Consider the following 15,459-nt stretch of genomic DNA (forward strand, 5'->3'; position numbering starts at 1 on the left):
GATCAGCGTCGGGTCAGGTTCATTTTGGCGCGACCTTCGGCAGGGCTAAGCACCCGTGCGCCGAGGCGGCTGAGAATTTCGCAAGCGCGTTCCACCAGCTGGCCGTTGCTAGCCAGCACGCCTTTGTCCAGGTACAGGTTGTCTTCAAGGCCGACCCGTACGTTGCCGCCGAGCAGTACGGCTTGCGCGGCCATCGGCATTTGCATGCGGCCGATGCCGAAGCCCGCCCAGGTGACGCCGGCTGGCAGGTTATCGACCATGGCTTTCATGGTGGCAGTGTCGGCTGGCGCGCCCCAGGGAATGCCCAGGCACAGCTGGAACAGCGGGTCATCGAGCAGACCTTCCTTGATCATCTGCTTGGCGAACCACAGGTGTCCGGTGTCGAAAATTTCCAGTTCGGCTTTTACCCCAAGTTCAGTGATGCGCTTGGCACCGGCGCGCAACTGCGACGGTGTCGAAACATAGATGCTGTTGCCATCGCCAAAATTGAGGGTGCCGCAGTCCAGGGTGCAGATCTCCGGCAGTAGCGCCTCGACGTGGGCCAGGCGCTCGAGGGGGCCGATCAGGTCGGTGCCCGAGCCGAACTCCAGCGGGGTTTCGCCGGGGCCGATCTCAAGGTCGCCGCCCATGCCGGCAGTGAGGTTGACGATGATGTCTACGTCGGCCTCGCGGATACGCTCCATGACCTCACGGTAAAGGTTCACGTCGCGGCTGAAACGGCCGGTCTGCGGGTCGCGGACGTGGCAGTGGACGACGGTGGCGCCGGCTTTGGCGGCTTCTACGGCGGATTCGGCAATTTGCTTGGGAGTGACCGGGACCAGGTGGCTTTTGCTGGCGGTGTCGCCGGCGCCGGTGAGTGCACAGGTGATGATGACGTCGTGGTTCATGGTGCAAATCCTTGATGTCGGTGTTGTATTTTTCGCGGGTAAACCCGCTCCCACAGGATCAGCAAGGACCCTGAGACATGCACTGTGGGAACGGGTTTACCCGCGAATAGGCCGGATCAGTTGGCGCTGAGCTGGAGGTTGTCTGCCGCCGGCTTGCCATCGAATGTGGTCACGCCTTCAAGCCAGCGCTTCTGGTCTTCAGGGTGATCCTTGAGCCACTGGCGGGCCGATGCCAGGGCGTCCTTGTGCTCGAGCAGCGGTTGCATCATGCGGCTCTCGTCTTCGGCGGTGAATTTCAGGTTGGTCAGCAGGCGGTGGGCATTCGGGCAGCGTTCGGCGTAGTCGGGCGCAGTGACGGTCCACACCGTGGCGCGGCCTTCATCCGGGCCCAGGGCGTCTTCGCTGCCGCTCAGGTAGGCCATGTCGATGTTGACGTTCATCGGATGTGGCGCCCAGCCGAAGAACACCACGGCTTCATTGCGCCGAACCGCGCGGTCGACGGCGGCAAGCATTCCGGCTTCACTGGACTCGACCAACTGGAACTTGCCCAGGCCGAACTGGTTCTTGCTGATCATTGCCTTGATCTGGGTATTGGCCCCGGAGCCGGGCTCGATACCGTAGATCTTGCCGCCCAGTTCCTTCTCGAACTTGTGAATGTCGGCAAAGGTCTTCAGGCCCTTGTCGGCCAGGTATTTCGGCACAGCCAGCGTTGCCCGGGCATCGTCGAGGCTGGGCTGGTCGAGCACCTTGACCTGTTTGCTGTTGATGAACGGGGTGATGGTCTGGGTCATGATCGGGTTCCAGTAGCCAAGGAACATGTCCAGGCGCTGGTCGCGAATGCCGGCGAAGATGATTTGCTGGGAGGCACTGGTCTGCTTGGTCTTGTAGCCCAGGCCGTCGAGCAGTACCTGGGTCATGGCGCTGGTGGCCATGACATCGGTCCAGTTGACCACGCCGAGGCGCACGTTCTTGCATTCGGCCGGTTCGGCGGCCATTACATGGGTGCTGAGGATTGCGGTACCGACGAGCGTCAGCAGGCTACGGCTGATCAATCTGTTCATGGTGGCTCCTCCAACGGCAGTTCTAATTGTTATAGGGGCGGCCTCTGCGTGCCGTGGTGTTCAAACTACGCGCAGCGCCCGCGCAAAATGCGCACCCTGGCGACCAGCACTTGCACAGTGGCGACCTGCAGGGTATTAACCGCAGACCCCTGGCCGTCGAGTCGTTCGCTATGCCCCAGGATTTCTACTTTCTGTTGCTCCCCGGTTTTTCCGCCATCGGCTTCATCTCGGCGATCGAACCGCTGCGGGTGGCCAACCGTTTTCGCAGCGGGTTGTACCGCTGGCAGGTGTTGAGCATAGAGGGCGGGGCGGTGCAGGCCAGTAATGGCATGTCGGTCAATGTCGACGGTGCGCTGCAGCCACTGGCCAAGGGTGCAACCCTGCTGGTGGTCGCCGGGTTCGAACCGCTGGGCAGTTACAGCCAGGCGCTGCAACACTGGCTGCGCAAGCTCGATCACGAAGGCGTGGTACTCGGCGGCATCGACACCGGTAGCGTGGTACTGGCCGAGGCCGGCCTGCTCGATGGGCACCGGGTGACGCTGCACTGGGAAGCGCTAGAGGCGTTCAAGGAGTCTTATCCACAACTGCAGGCGACCCAGGAGCTGTTCGAGGTCGACCGCCGACGTATTACTTCGGCCGGCGGTACGGCATCCATCGACCTGATGCTCGACCTGATCGCTCAGGCGCACGGCCCGGAACTGGCGATTCAGGTATCAGAGCAGTTTGTGCTGGGGCGCATTCGCCCACGCCAGGATCACCAGCGCATGCAGATCGCCTCACGGTATGGCATCAGCAACAAGAAACTGGTGCAGGTGATCGGCGAGATGGAGCGCAACACCGAGCAACCGCTCAACACTCTGGTGCTGGCCGAGTCAGTGCAGGTCACCCGGCGTCAGCTGGAGCGCTTGTTCCGCTTGTATCTGCATGACACGCCCAGCGGCTTTTACCTGCGCTTGCGCCTGGACAAGGGCCGGCAACTGCTGCGCCAGACCGATATGAGCGTGCTGGAGGTGAGCATTGCCTGCGGCTTCGAGTCGGCGTCGTATTTCACTCGCTGTTATCGGGGGCGTTTTGAGCGCTGCCCACGGGAAGACCGCAACACGCGGGCGACGCACCTCAGCGGCGCTTGAGCAGCACCGCACAAGCGCTCTTGAAGGCCTCATGCTGGTACTTGTTCAACGAGGCGGGCAGTTCGATGTTGTGTTTCTTGGCCTGAGCGCTGACGGTCTGTGGTGACACCAGTTCCACTTCGCAGTTGTCCAGCAGCTGCAGCACGCCTTCGATCTTGAAGGTGGTCGGGCCACCGGCGAAATCGCCTTTCTTGCTGCGCTTCTTGATCGCCAGGTGGCTGATGCCGTGTTCAGCAATGAACTGCCGGGCCTGGCTGGCGAAGGCCTTGACGTTGTCGGCCTGTTCGTCGTCGTCCAGGCCGATCTTTTTCGTTGCCAGGGCAATATGTACCGGGCTTGCACCGTCCAGTGTGGCGACGGCGAGCAGTGCTTCGCTGCCTTTGATTTCAATTCCGCAGATTTTCATGCTGTTCTCAATCGGAGTTTTGCAGCCCCAGGGACTGCAGGTATTCGGAGCGGTCGTCACTGCGTTGGGCCAGGCAGGTGTTCAACGCCGCATCGAAGGCCTTGCCGGGTTTTTCGTCGAAGGTTTCCACCTTGCAGTCGGCGTCACGCAGCTGTTTCCACAAGGTTTCGGCGACGTTCAGGCGCTTGCTGACTTCGCTGATCTTCGCGTCCTGCCCGGCATACTGCTCCTTGATGCGATCGAGCAGGTCGCTGAATGCGGCGTCGAGCTCGCGTTCGGCGGTGGTGCGGCTGAACAGTGCACAGTCGTAGTTCTGCTGGTCGGTTTCGACGTTATCGCACGGCGTACTGTCTTCTTCACTGGCGTGGGCACCCAAGGCCAGCGTAGCCAGGACCAGCCAAACCATCGTTCTCATGCAGTCATCCTCCCCGGGGAACATGGGCGCCGATTCTCGCTCAGCGCCGCAGCAAAGAACAGGGTAGCTGCTTGCCTCGTACCCTCCGAATGAAACTTGCCATGGCATCTTCGCTACTACCGGCGTCGAATAAGGGGTTACTGAAGGTTGGCAAACGCATTGAGCTGGGCTTGTACGCTTTCGCGGTGAGTGTGAAACGCCATGCTGTCGAACACAGCCCCTAGGTGATCGAGTTCCAGCCTCAGTCGGGTCTTCGGTGCGTTCGGATCCTGCGTGCACAAGACATGAAACAGAATTGCCACGAGGGTCTCGCCATCGTCGGTATCCAGGGTGACATTCAGGTGCGAAGAGGTGCTGTACTTTCGATACAGTCCCCGTTCCGGCGCATGCAGTACATTGATGACTTCAGTTGCCACTGACTTGAAGCGTGCGTTTGGGGCCTGTGGTGCAGGCAGCCAGCCATTGAAGACATCCTTCAACACATCGTCGGAAGGGGTATAGGGAATGGTTTTCCTGGTATGTTCGATCAATTTGAAATCGAGCGCTACCAGGGTTTCGAGGACGCTGGCAAACCACTCCTTGGCTTGCTTCTCTCTGGAAAAACGTTCATTGGCGATCAATTGCGCCAAGCGCAAACATTGATGGATGTCCTCTGCCGCATTTTTGAGTAGCACCGGGTTTCGGGTGATTGTCATAGGTGAAGCAAAGAGTGCCGTTTGGGGTGTTTCATTGTCTGCAGATTCAGTAGAAACATCATCCGTCATGGTGTCACCTAAGGCCCTTTGGGGTGGCTCGCGGCCAGGCACCGGTGAATGGGCACCTGGCCCGGACTTCAGATATCCAGGTCGAGGATATCGTTAGCCTGGCTGGCCAGCTTTTCGGTTACGGCCTTACGCATGGCTTCGAACTGACGAACACTGAAGCTGCCCTGTTGAGCGGCACGGTAGACGCGGGTGTTGGACTTGTTGATGGTGCGTGCCATCGATCCTTCAACCTTTTCTGCCTTGTCGTAGCTCAACTGTACGCTGGTCATATGCATGATCGGTAAACCTTGCGCAGTCATCTCGCAGGCTGCCACCTGAACGGTACTCGATTTACCCGAAACGCTCAGGCTGCTTTCCTCCAGCAACTTTTGCGCTTTGGGTGTTTGCAGAGTGACCTCGAAGGCGCGCTTCGCACAACGAGACATGTGCGCGTTATGGCCCCAGCTACCGGTGACCAGATGGGTGGTCAGGGTTGCCGGGGTGTAGTCATCCTTGTCAATCGCCTCCTCGGTGTGGGCCGCACCCGTCAGCGTCCAGCCGAACTTGCCAAGGCCGTTGTTGTAGAAGTTGTACCACTCACGCTGCTGGGTTTCTTTGTCGAACTTTTTGTTGGCCGACAGGTTCATCAGTCGCATGCTGGCCAGAACATCTTCCGCCACTCCGGCAGGCACATTGGGAGCGAAGATGCAGACTGTGTTGGCAACCATCAGAACGCGATCCTCGCCTTCTTTTTTCAGTGCCTGGATCGCTTTGTCCATGTCTGCTTTGCTAATGCTGGTGCTCATACATCCGTTTCCTTACGCCAGGTTCAAGGCCAACCCCTGGTTGAGGAAGGCTCTGAAGCAGACTTTGGTGGAAGTCGACGAACGAGATCAGCAGCACAGGCTTCCATGGGGCAAGAGTGCTGTTGAGCAGGGCAGCCGCAAGCCCCGTGACCCTCCGAATGAAACTTGCCATGGCCCTTTGTCGCGGTTTGACGCTTTCGGCAATTCCCCTGTCGTTTTTGCATCTTAGCGACCAGGCCCCTAGGCATATGCTGGCTCCAAAGCGCCGGCAGACGATTCGGCGCAGGTAATGCCAATAAAGGGGACAGCCTGATGAGCCCAGCCGAATTACACGCCGACAGCATCGTTATCGACGGGCTGATCATTGCCAAATGGAACCGCGAGCTGTTCGAAGACATGCGCAAGGGCGGCCTGACCGCAGCCAACTGCACCGTCTCGGTGTGGGAAGGCTTCCAGGCCACGGTCAACAACATTGCCGCCAGCCAGAAGCTGATCCGCGAAAACGCTGACCTGGTGATGCCGGTACGCACCACCGCCGACATCCGCAAGGCCAAGGAGCGGGGCAAGACCGGCATTCTCTTCGGTTTCCAGAACGCTCATGCCTTCGAAGACCAGATCGGTTATGTCGAAGTGTTCAAGCAGCTCGGCGTGGGCATCGTGCAGATGTGCTACAACACCCAGAACCTGGTGGGCACCGGGTGCTATGAGCGTGATGGCGGCCTGTCGGGCTTCGGTCGCGAAATCGTCGCCGAAATGAACCGCGTCGGCATCATGTGCGACTTGTCCCATGTCGGTTCCAAGACCTCGGAAGAAGTCATCCTCGAATCGAAAAAACCGGTGTGCTACTCCCACTGCCTGCCTTCCGGGCTCAAGGAGCACCCGCGCAACAAGTCCGATGAAGAATTGAAGTTCATTGCCGACCATGGCGGTTTCGTTGGCGTGACCATGTTCGCGCCGTTCCTGGCCAAGGGCATCGACTCGACCATCGACGACTACGCCGAAGCCATTGAATACACCATGAACATCGTCGGCGAAGACGCCATCGGCATTGGCACCGACTTCACTCAAGGCCATGGCCAGGACTTCTTCGAGTACCTGACCCATGACAAGGGCTACGCCCGGCGTCTGACCAACTTCGGCAAGATCATCAACCCGCTGGGCATCCGCACCGTGGGCGAGTTCCCCAACCTCACCGAAACCCTGCTCAAGCGCGGCCACAGCGAACGCGTGGTGCGCAAGATCATGGGCGAGAACTGGGTCAACGTGCTCAAGGATGTCTGGGGCGAATAAGCCGCCAGTCACCGTCTTCCGACCCCTGCCACAGGCGCAGGGGCAGCCAACAAAAATTTCTGGAGTTGAGTTTCCATGGCCAAGATCGCCCCGCAATTGCCTATCGAAGTCGACAGCGAGACCGGTGTCTGGACCAGCGATGCCCTGCCGATGCTGTACGTGCCGCGGCATTTCTTCGTCAACAACCACATGGGTATCGAGGAGGTGCTGGGCGCCGAGGCCTATGCCGAGATCCTCTACAAGGCGGGCTACAAATCGGCCTGGCACTGGTGCGAGAAAGAGGCTGAATGCCACGGCCTGGAAGGCGTGGCGGTGTTCGAACACTACATGAAGCGCCTGTCGCAACGGGGCTGGGGCCTGTTCAAGATCCAGGACATCGACCTGGAAAAAGGCACCGCCAGCGTCAAGCTCGAGCACTCGGCATTCGTGTACGTGTACGGCAAGGTCGGGCGCAAGGTCGACTACATGTTCACCGGCTGGTTCGCCGGCGCCATGGACCAGATTCTCGCCGCGCGCGGCAGCTCCATCCGTACAGTCGCCGAGCAGGTCTACGGCGGTTCGGAAGAAGGCCACGACGATGGCCTGTTCATCGTCAAGCCGCTGTAAGTCGAGGATCCCGCCATGGCTTTTGAAGCAATGTTCCAGCCGATCCAGATCGGCAAGCTGACCATCCGCAACCGGGTACTGAGCACGGCGCACGCCGAGGTGTATGCCACCGATGGCGGCATGACCACCGAGCGCTACGTCAAATACTACGAAGAGAAAGCCAAAGGCGGCCTGGGCCTGGCCATCTGCGGCGGCTCGTCGGTTGTCGCCATCGACAGCCCGCAGCAATGGTGGGCCTCGGTGAACCTGGCCACAGATCGCATCATCCCGCACTTCCAGAACCTGGCGGACGCGATGCACAAGCATGGCGCCAAGATCATGATCCAGATTACCCATATGGGTCGCCGCTCGCGCTGGGACGGGTTTAACTGGCCCACCCTGATGTCGCCATCGGGCATCCGCGAACCGGTACACCGCGCGACCTGCAAAACCATCGAGCCGGAGGAAATCTGGCGGGTGATCGGCAACTACGCGCAAGCCGCGCGCCGGGCGAAAGAAGGTGGGCTGGACGGCGTCGAGCTGTCGGCGGTGCACCAGCACATGATCGACCAGTTCTGGAGCCCGCGGGTCAACAAACGCACCGACGAATGGGGCGGCACTTTCGAAGGCCGGATGAAGTTCGGCCTGGAAGTGCTCAAGGCTGTTCGTGCCGAAGTGGGCCCGGATTTCTGCGTCGGCATGCGTATCTGTGGCGACGAATTCCATCCCGATGGCCTTAGCCACGAGGACATGAAGGAAATCGCCAAGTACTACGACGCCACCGGCATGGTCGACTTCTTCGGCGTGATCGGCTCGGGCTGCGATACCCACAACACCCTGGCCAACGTTATCCCCAACATGAGTTATCCACCGGAGCCGTTCCTGCACTTGGCCGCCGGCATCAAGGAAGTGGTCAAGGTGCCGGTGCTGCATGCGCAGAACATCAAGGACCCGAACCAGGCCACTCGCATCCTCGAGGGCGGTTATGTCGACATGGTCGGCATGACGCGCGCGCATATCGCCGACCCGCACCTGATCGCCAAGATCAAGATGGGCCAGGTCGACCAGATCAAGCAGTGCGTCGGTGCCAACTACTGCATCGACCGCCAGTACCAGGGCCTGGATGTATTGTGTATCCAGAATGCGGCCACCTCGCGTGAATACATGGGGGTGCCGCACATCATCGAAAAATCCACCGGGCCCAAACGCAAGGTGGTTGTGGTCGGGGCCGGCCCTGCCGGGATGGAGGCGGCGCGGGTGTCGGCCGAGCGTGGCCACGACGTGACCCTGTTCGAGAAAAAGGACGCCATTGGCGGCCAGATCAGCATCGCCGCCAAGGCGCCGCAGCGCGACCAGATTGCCGGCATCACCCGCTGGTATCAGCTGGAGCTGGCGCGGCTGAAAGTCGACCTGCGCCTGGGCACTGCCGCCGACATCGACACCATCAAAGACCTGCGGCCTGACGTGATCGTACTGGCAGTGGGCGGCCATCCGTTCCTGGAGCAGAACGAGCACTGGGGGGCGGCCGAAGGCCTGGTGGTCAGCAGCTGGGACGTGCTCGACGGCAAGGTGGCGCCGGGCAAGAACGTGCTGGTTTACGACACCATCTGCGAGTTCACCGGAATGTCGGTGGCCGACTTCATTGCCGACAAAGGCAGCCAGGTCGAGATCGTCACCGACGACATCAAGCCGGGCGTGGCGATTGGCGGTACGTCGTTCCCCACCTACTACCGCAGCATGTACCCCAAGGAAGTGATCATGACCGGCGACCTCGCGCTGGAAAAGGTCTACCGCGAGGGTGACAAGCTGGTGGCGGTGCTGGAGAACGAATACACCGGTGCCAAAGAAGAGCGGGTGGTCGACCAGGTGGTGATCGAGAACGGCGTGCGGCCGGACGAAGCCCTCTACTACGGGCTCAAGGAAGGTTCGCGCAACAAAGGCCAGATCGATATCGAGGCACTTTTTGCGATTCAGCCGCAGCCGATCCTTGGTCAACCCGGCGAAGGCTATCTGCTGTATCGCATCGGTGACTGTGTGGCGCAGCGCAACACCCATGCGGCGATCTACGACGCCTTGCGCCTGTGCAAGGACTTCTGATCACTGGCCCCGCAGGGTCCCAAGCATTCAGCTGTTGTGGGAGCTTCCCATGTTGAACACCCTTTTACCCATCCTGCTGTTTGCTGCCCTTGGCCTGGCGGTGCTCGGCGCCTTGCGCCGGGTGCGTCTGTGGCGCCAGGGCCGACCGTCAAAGGTCGATCTGCTGGCGGGCCTGCTGGCCATGCCGCGGCGCTACATGGTCGACCTGCACCACGTGGTTGCCCGCGACAAGTACATGGCCAACACCCACGTCGCAACAGCAGGCGGATTCGTCCTGGCGGCCGTGCTGGCCATCCTCGTGCATGGTTTTGGCTTGCACAACAAGGTGCTCGGATACGCTTTGCTGTTCGCGACGGTGCTGATGTTTGCCGGTGCGCTGTTCGTCTACAAACGCCGCCTCAATCCGCCTTCGCGTCTGTCGAAAGGGCCGTGGATGCGCCTGCCGAAAAGCCTGCTGGTGTTCGCCGCAAGCTTTTTCATTGCCACCTTGCCGGTGGCCGGCATTCTTCCGGAAGGTTTCGGCGGCTGGTTGCTGGTCGCTTTGCTGGGTGTCGGCGTGCTGTGGGGCGTGTCCGAGTTGTTCTTCGGCATGACCTGGGGCGGGCCGATGAAGCACGCCTTTGCCGGTGCCCTGCACCTGGCCTGGCACCGCCGTGCAGAACGCTTTGGCGGTGGCCGTTCCACCGGGCTCAAACCCCTGGACCTGGAAGACCCGCAAGCGCTGCTGGGGGTCGAGAAGCCCAAGGACTTCACCTGGAACCAGCTGCTTGGTTTCGACGCGTGCGTGCAGTGCGGCAAGTGTGAAGCCGCGTGCCCGGCCTTTGCTGCCGGCCAGCCGCTTAACCCGAAAAAACTTATCCAGGACATGGTCGTTGGCCTGGCCGGCGGTACCGATGCCAACTTCGCCGGCAGCCCTTACCCTGGCAAACCGATCGGCGAGCATGGCGGTAACCCGCACCAGCCGATCGTCAATGGCCTGGTCGATGCCGAAACCTTGTGGTCGTGCACCACCTGCCGTGCCTGCGTGGAGGAGTGTCCGATGATGATCGAGCACGTCGATGCCATCGTCGACATGCGCCGTCACCTGACCCTGGAAAAAGGCGCGACGCCGAACAAAGGCGCCGAAGTGCTGGAAAACCTGATCGCTACCGATAACCCCGGCGGCTTCGCCCCGGGTGGGCGGATGAACTGGGCGGCGGACCTCAACCTGAACCTGCTCGGTGACACCAAAACCACTGACGTGCTGTTCTGGGTGGGTGATGGCGCCTTCGATATGCGTAACCAGCGCACCCTGCGTGCCTTCGTAAAAGTGCTGAAAGCGGCTCAGGTGGATTTTGCCGTGCTCGGCCTTGAAGAGCGTGACAGCGGTGATGTGGCGCGTCGTCTGGGCGACGAAGCCACCTTCCAGCAATTGGCCAGACGCAATATCCAGACCCTGGCCAGGTACAGCTTCAAGCGCATTGTTACCTGCGATCCGCATAGCTTCCACGTGCTCAAGAACGAGTACGGCGCCTTTGGTGGCGAATACCTGGTGCAACACCACAGCACCTACATTGCCGAGCTGATTGGCGCTGGCGCGCTGAGCCTTGGGCAACACAAGGGCGGCAGCGTCACCTACCACGACCCGTGCTACCTGGGCCGCTACAACGGTGAATACGAGGCACCCCGCGAGGTACTGCGCGCCCTGGGTATCGAGGTGAAGGAAATGCAGCGTTCGGGCTTCCGTTCCCGTTGCTGTGGCGGTGGCGGCGGTGCGCCGATCACCGACATTCCCGGCAAGCAGCGGATTCCCGACATGCGCATGGACGACATCCGCGAGACCGCCGCCGAGCTGGTTGCCGTGGGGTGTCCACAGTGCACGGCGATGCTCGAAGGTGTGGTTGAACCGCGACCCATGATCAAAGACCTGGCCGAGCTGGTCGCTGATGCGCTACTCGAAGATCAGGCCCCGGCGAACAAAACCGCTGCGGCCAAGCGTGAACCTGCGGAGGTGCACTGATGAGCGACATCATTCGCCGTGATCCGCGTGCCGAGTGGATTGCCCGTAACCGTCTGCACCCGCTACACGCCGCCATGCAACAGGGCCAGCAACACAGCTGGATGGGCCCCAACGGCGTCATGCGCAAGAACCCCCATGGCGTCGGTTTCATCGGCCCGAACGGCATCAAGCGCATTGACCGCAGCGGAGCCCAGCAGGGCACCAGCAACAAGCGCAGTGCAGCGGCGGTAGTCGAGTTGCCGCTGCATCAAGTGTTGCAGCCTGCGTTCTACATCGCCGTGGTTCCGGACATGGTTGGCGGCCGCCTGGGCAGTCACGACCGCGACCTGCTCGGCCTTGCCCATGGCCTGGCAGGCAGCGACGGTGCCGTTCTGGCGGTGGTGTTTGGCGAACATAAGGAAAACAACTTTTCTACAGCCGGTGTTGATCGCCTGCTGGTCATCGAGGGCGATGAGTTCGACGGTTATGCACCGGAACAACGGGTGCAGGGCCTGCGTGCTGTGGATAACCAGTTCAGCCCGCGCCACTGGCTGTTGCCGGACAGCCGCAACGGTGGTGGTGAACTGGGTCGACGCTTTGCTGCAGCGATCAATGAACGCCCGGCTACACGGGTCTGGCAGGTCAAGGATGGTCAGTGCAGCGGTCGTGCAGGTGCTGGCCAGCAGGACCTGATTCGCTGTCTGCCACGGGTGATCCTGGCGGCAGCCGAATGTGCCGAGCCGGTCAGTGAAACACGTCACGAAGCCTTGCCTGAGCAGTTATCCACAAGCGTAGCGCGCAGCCTGCCGCGTATTGAAGACCTCGGCCCGGTGGCCGTGGATCCGGCGGCGATTGCCATGGCGGAAGCCGAATTTATTGTGTCGGGGGGCAATGGCGTCAAGGACTGGGAGCTGTTCCACCGTGCCACCGTGGCCCTGGGCGCCACCGAGGGCGCTTCGCGGGTGGCGGTGGACGACGGCTTCATGCCGCGCAACCGCCAGGTCGGCGCCACCGGCACCTGGGTCACCGCGCGGGTATATGTGGCTGTGGGTATCTCCGGGGCGATCCAGCACCTGCAGGGCATTGGCGCGTGCGACAAGGTAGTGGCGATCAACATGGACCCAGGCTGCGACATGATCAAACGTGCCGATCTGTCTGTGATCGGCGACAGTGCGGCGATCCTCCAGGCGCTGATCGAGGCTGTGGAAAACTATCGCAATGGCGCCAAGCGCGACGCGGCATAAGGGCAGGGGGCAACTATGAACACCAAGGTCATCAGTCTGGTTTCGGTCGGTGCTCACCCAAGCTCCGGGCGTTCCCGGCGTGCCGAGCAAGATGCACGGGCAGTGGAACTGGGCCTGCAGCTGGCTGGGGATAACTTGCAGGTGCTGCATGCCGGCGACCCCCGCGAACCTGCGCTGCGTGCCTACCTGGGCATGGGCCTGGAACAACTGGATGTGCTTGAACAACCCTTGGGTGCCGACGCGTTGGGCGTACTGGGCGATTATCTGCGCGATGCCGGTGCGCAGCTGGTGCTGACCGGCAGCCAGGCGGAAACCGGTGAGGGCTCGGGCATGTTGCCGTTCCTGCTTGCCGAACGGCTGGGGTGGCCGCTAGTGGTTGGCCTGGCTGAAGTTGAATCTATCCACAACGGGGTGGCGCAGGTGCTGCAGGCGCTGCCACGCGGCCAGCGGCGTCGCCTCAAGGTACGTCTGCCATTGTTGGCCACTGTGGATAACGCCGCGCCCAAGCCGCGTCAGAGCGCCTTTGGCCCAGCGCGCCGGGGCGTGTTGGCGGCACGCCAGGTACAGATCGTCGAAGATGAGTTATTCACAAGCGCCGAGCTGCAACCGGCAAAGCCCAGGCCCAAGCGCCTGAAGGTGATCAAGGCCAAAAGCGGCGCCGACCGCATGAAAGCAGCCACGGCCAAGGCTACTGGTGGGGGTGGGCAAGTGCTCAAGGACGTCAGCCCGCAAGCCGGTGCCGAAGCAATCCTCAAGCTGCTGGTTGAGGAAGGTGTGCTGCGCTGAACAATTGCTCACAAAGTCTGTTGGCTGATCTGTGGATAAAGTGTTTGCGTATGGCTGCAAGGCACGCACTGCGTGCCTTTCGGCGTTGTGGTCAAAAAACGATCAAACTAAGTAACGGATTTTTCGGGCTTTTTTCTCAGCCGCAGCGATCACATTGCCCACAATCGCTGTTGGCGGGTCTGTGGATAATATGTTCGCCCATGGCTGAGAGGCCCGTGTAGCAAGGGCTGTGTCAAGTTGATCAAAAAACGTTCAATTGCTGCTTTTACACCTGGCAAAACCCCGCATCTGGAGCGCTTGAAGCGTTATCCACAACCGTTTTCCAGGCTTGTGACTTTTGCACACAAAGTCTGTTGGCGTCTCTGTGGATAAGGTGTTTGCCTTCTGCTGGAAGCTACGTGGTTAAAGGCTTACAGAGATTTGGTCGTTTTTTGATCAATATTTTTTGCAGGGAAAAACAATGACTTGCCCACATTAGCTGTGGGTTGCCCTGTGGATAAAGTGTTTGCTGTATGGAGGGGCCCAGCGGGGCCGGGGCATTGCGGCGAGTGGTTAAAAATCGTACAGAGCCTGATATTTCTTTCAGTTTCGGTATCGCGCCATGCGTGCACATGGCGCGATCTTAAAACAGCTACTGCGTCTTCACCTCCTTCAGGTAAGGCGCTGGCGCGGCCCCCAGGTTGCTCAACATGCGCTCGCTGTACCAGTCGACAAAGTTCACCACGCCAAACTCGTAGGTCTTGGAGTACGGCCCGGGCTGGTACGCCGTGGAGTTGATGCCGCGCTGGTTCTCTTCGGCGAGGCGCCGGTCCTGGTCGTTGGTGGCGTCCCACACCTGGCGCATGCGGGCCGGGTCGTAGTCGACCCCTTCCACGGCATCCTTGTGCACCAGCCATTTGGTGGTGACCATGGTTTCCTGCGCGCTGATCGGCCACACGGTGAAGACGATCATGTGATCGCCCATGCAGTGGTTCCAGGAGTGCGGCAGGTGCAGGATGCGCATCGAGCCCAGGTCCGGGTTCTTGATGCGCCCCATCAGCTTCTGGCAACCCTGCTTGCCATCCAGGGTCATCGACACCGTACCCTTGAGCAGCGGCATGCGCACGATGCGGTTGCGCAGGCCAAAGCTGGCGTGGGCGTAGGGGATTTTCTCGGCGTCCCAGGCGGCTGCAGAGGCGGCGACGTGGTCCTTGAAGGCCTGGTCGGCACGCGGGTCGGTGACGTCGTCCCATTCCAGCAGGGTTTTCAGCAGCTCCGGGTGCGAACCGCCGCAGTGGTAGCACTCGCGGTTGTTCTCCAGCACCAGCTTCCAGTTGGCCTTTTCCATCAAGGTGGTTTGCACCGCCACCTTGGTGTTTTCCATGTCGTAAGGCTCCATGTAGTGAGCCAGGGTCGCGAGGAAATCGTCGATGGCTGGCGGGTTTTCGGCCAGACTGATGAAGATGTAGCCGCCGGCAGTCTTCACGTTCACCGGCTTGAGCCCGTACTGCTTCATGTCGAAGTCGGCGCCCATCTCGGTGCCGGCGAACAGCAGGCGGCCATCGAGTTCATAGGTCCACTGGTGGTAATGGCAGACCAGCTTGGCGACCTTGCCCTTTTCGCTGGTGCACAGGCGCGAGCCACGGTGCCGGCAGACGTTATGGAAGGCATGCACCTGCCCTTCGGCGCCGCGTACGACCAGGATCGGATTCTTGCCGATCTGCAGGGTGAGAAAGTTGCCCTTGGCGGGAATTTCGCAGGTCATCCCGGCGATCAGCCATTCCTTCTGGAAGATCTCTTCCATGTCGATCTGGAACAGGCGCTCGTCGCAGTAGAACGGCTGCGGCAGCGAGAAGGTGCGCTCGCGGCTCTGCAGCATTTCGGCGGTGGCCTTGCGCGCAGGTTCCAGTGGATCGCCCAGACTCAAAGTTGCGGTGACGTCCATCGTGTAGGTCCTCATGGCCGGTGCTGGCGGCCGGTGAAAGTGGCTAATCGTTGTTATGGCGACGCAAGACGCAGTACAGCAGGATCATGTGCGGTGGAGTGTGCGTT

General features: G+C 60.9%; 14 protein-coding genes. 7 read left to right on the plus strand and 7 right to left on the minus strand.

Going from position 1 to position 15,459, the window contains the following annotated elements; translation table 11 throughout:
• Positions 1-2: 2 nt before the first annotated feature.
• Both DM813_RS10450 and choX read right to left on the minus strand, forming a co-directional pair.
• Positions 3-887, minus strand: a complete 885-nt coding sequence (locus tag DM813_RS10450) for a 3-keto-5-aminohexanoate cleavage protein (protein ID WP_128323321.1) — start codon at positions 885-887, stop codon at positions 3-5.
• 116 nt (positions 888-1,003) lie between these two features.
• Entirely contained in the window at positions 1,004-1,948 is a 945-nt protein-coding gene (choX, locus tag DM813_RS10455; protein ID WP_128323322.1) for a choline ABC transporter substrate-binding protein, read from the minus strand.
• Positions 1,949-2,118: 170 nt separating this feature from the next.
• Between choX and DM813_RS10460 the strand changes: the two genes are divergently transcribed.
• A complete protein-coding gene (locus DM813_RS10460) occupies positions 2,119-3,078 on the plus strand; it encodes a GlxA family transcriptional regulator (RefSeq protein ID WP_128323420.1) in 960 nt (319 codons plus the stop codon).
• On the opposite strand, the gene DM813_RS10465 is transcribed toward DM813_RS10460, so the two are convergent.
• From DM813_RS10465 to DM813_RS10480, 4 genes are all read right to left on the minus strand, one after another.
• Positions 3,065-3,484: a DUF3010 family protein gene (locus DM813_RS10465; RefSeq protein ID WP_128323323.1), complete on the minus strand. Its 420-nt coding sequence runs from the start codon at positions 3,482-3,484 to the stop codon at positions 3,065-3,067. The two genes, DM813_RS10460 and DM813_RS10465, sit on opposite strands and share 14 nt — an antisense overlap.
• A gap of 7 nt (positions 3,485-3,491) precedes the next feature.
• Positions 3,492-3,899: a lysozyme inhibitor LprI family protein gene (locus tag DM813_RS10470; RefSeq protein WP_128323324.1), complete on the minus strand. Its 408-nt coding sequence runs from the start codon at positions 3,897-3,899 to the stop codon at positions 3,492-3,494.
• A gap of 137 nt (positions 3,900-4,036) precedes the next feature.
• Positions 4,037-4,663, minus strand: coding sequence for a hypothetical protein (locus DM813_RS10475; protein ID WP_128323325.1), 627 nt, complete (start codon positions 4,661-4,663; stop codon positions 4,037-4,039).
• Between the two features lie 68 nt (positions 4,664-4,731).
• Entirely contained in the window at positions 4,732-5,448 is a 717-nt protein-coding gene (locus DM813_RS10480) for a hypothetical protein (protein WP_128323326.1), read from the minus strand.
• Between the two features lie 312 nt (positions 5,449-5,760).
• On the opposite strand from DM813_RS10480, the gene DM813_RS10485 reads away from it, so the two are divergent.
• The 6 genes from DM813_RS10485 to DM813_RS10510 all read left to right on the plus strand — a co-directional run bounded on the left by DM813_RS10485 (position 5,761) and on the right by DM813_RS10510 (position 13,428).
• A complete protein-coding gene (locus DM813_RS10485) occupies positions 5,761-6,738 on the plus strand; it encodes a dipeptidase (RefSeq protein WP_128323327.1) in 978 nt (325 codons plus the stop codon).
• Positions 6,739-6,813: 75 nt separating this feature from the next.
• Positions 6,814-7,344: a DUF5943 domain-containing protein gene (locus tag DM813_RS10490; RefSeq protein ID WP_110972473.1), complete on the plus strand. Its 531-nt coding sequence runs from the start codon at positions 6,814-6,816 to the stop codon at positions 7,342-7,344.
• Positions 7,345-7,359: 15 nt separating this feature from the next.
• Complete coding sequence (gene dgcA, locus DM813_RS10495; protein WP_128323328.1) at positions 7,360-9,420, plus strand: dimethylglycine demethylation protein DgcA; 2,061 nt, start codon at positions 7,360-7,362, stop codon at positions 9,418-9,420.
• 49 nt (positions 9,421-9,469) lie between these two features.
• A complete protein-coding gene (dgcB, locus tag DM813_RS10500) occupies positions 9,470-11,419 on the plus strand; it encodes a dimethylglycine demethylation protein DgcB (protein ID WP_128323329.1) in 1,950 nt (649 codons plus the stop codon).
• Positions 11,419-12,642 carry an electron transfer flavoprotein subunit alpha/FixB family protein gene (locus DM813_RS10505; RefSeq protein WP_128323330.1) on the plus strand — a complete coding sequence of 408 codons (1,224 nt, stop codon included), beginning with the start codon at positions 11,419-11,421 and terminating at the stop codon, positions 12,640-12,642. The genes dgcB and DM813_RS10505 overlap by 1 nt, the downstream gene beginning before the upstream one ends.
• Positions 12,643-12,657: 15 nt before the next feature.
• The gene (locus DM813_RS10510) at positions 12,658-13,428 is read left to right on the plus strand and encodes an electron transfer flavoprotein subunit beta (RefSeq protein WP_128323331.1); all 771 of its coding nucleotides are present in this window, start codon (positions 12,658-12,660) and stop codon (positions 13,426-13,428) included.
• 631 nt (positions 13,429-14,059) lie between these two features.
• On the opposite strand, the gene gbcA is transcribed toward DM813_RS10510, so the two are convergent.
• The gene (gbcA, locus tag DM813_RS10515; protein WP_128323332.1) at positions 14,060-15,352 is read right to left on the minus strand and encodes a glycine-betaine demethylase subunit GbcA; all 1,293 of its coding nucleotides are present in this window, start codon (positions 15,350-15,352) and stop codon (positions 14,060-14,062) included.
• Between the last annotated feature and the right edge of the window lie 107 nt (positions 15,353-15,459).

It is taken from the genome of Pseudomonas alkylphenolica (assembly GCF_004025535.1).
Lineage (GTDB): Bacteria > Pseudomonadota > Gammaproteobacteria > Pseudomonadales > Pseudomonadaceae > Aquipseudomonas > Aquipseudomonas alkylphenolica_A.

Bases quoted from the DNA above. Each gene is read 5' to 3' on its own strand.
- DM813_RS10450 (WP_128323321.1), bottom strand. From the start codon at position 887: ATGAACCACGACGTCATCATCACCTGTGCACTCACCGGCGCCGGCGAC.
- choX (WP_128323322.1), bottom strand. From the start codon at position 1,948: ATGAACAGATTGATCAGCCGTAGCCTGCTGACGCTCGTCGGTACCGCA.
- DM813_RS10460 (WP_128323420.1), top strand. From the start codon at position 2,119: ATGCCCCAGGATTTCTACTTTCTGTTGCTCCCCGGTTTTTCCGCCATC.
- DM813_RS10465 (WP_128323323.1), bottom strand. From the start codon at position 3,484: ATGAAAATCTGCGGAATTGAAATCAAAGGCAGCGAAGCACTGCTCGCC.
- DM813_RS10470 (WP_128323324.1), bottom strand. From the start codon at position 3,899: ATGAGAACGATGGTTTGGCTGGTCCTGGCTACGCTGGCCTTGGGTGCC.
- DM813_RS10475 (WP_128323325.1), bottom strand. From the start codon at position 4,663: ATGACGGATGATGTTTCTACTGAATCTGCAGACAATGAAACACCCCAA.
- DM813_RS10480 (WP_128323326.1), bottom strand. From the start codon at position 5,448: ATGAGCACCAGCATTAGCAAAGCAGACATGGACAAAGCGATCCAGGCA.
- DM813_RS10485 (WP_128323327.1), top strand. From the start codon at position 5,761: ATGAGCCCAGCCGAATTACACGCCGACAGCATCGTTATCGACGGGCTG.
- DM813_RS10490 (WP_110972473.1), top strand. From the start codon at position 6,814: ATGGCCAAGATCGCCCCGCAATTGCCTATCGAAGTCGACAGCGAGACC.
- dgcA (WP_128323328.1), top strand. From the start codon at position 7,360: ATGGCTTTTGAAGCAATGTTCCAGCCGATCCAGATCGGCAAGCTGACC.
- dgcB (WP_128323329.1), top strand. From the start codon at position 9,470: ATGTTGAACACCCTTTTACCCATCCTGCTGTTTGCTGCCCTTGGCCTG.
- DM813_RS10505 (WP_128323330.1), top strand. From the start codon at position 11,419: ATGAGCGACATCATTCGCCGTGATCCGCGTGCCGAGTGGATTGCCCGT.
- DM813_RS10510 (WP_128323331.1), top strand. From the start codon at position 12,658: ATGAACACCAAGGTCATCAGTCTGGTTTCGGTCGGTGCTCACCCAAGC.
- gbcA (WP_128323332.1), bottom strand. From the start codon at position 15,352: ATGGACGTCACCGCAACTTTGAGTCTGGGCGATCCACTGGAACCTGCG.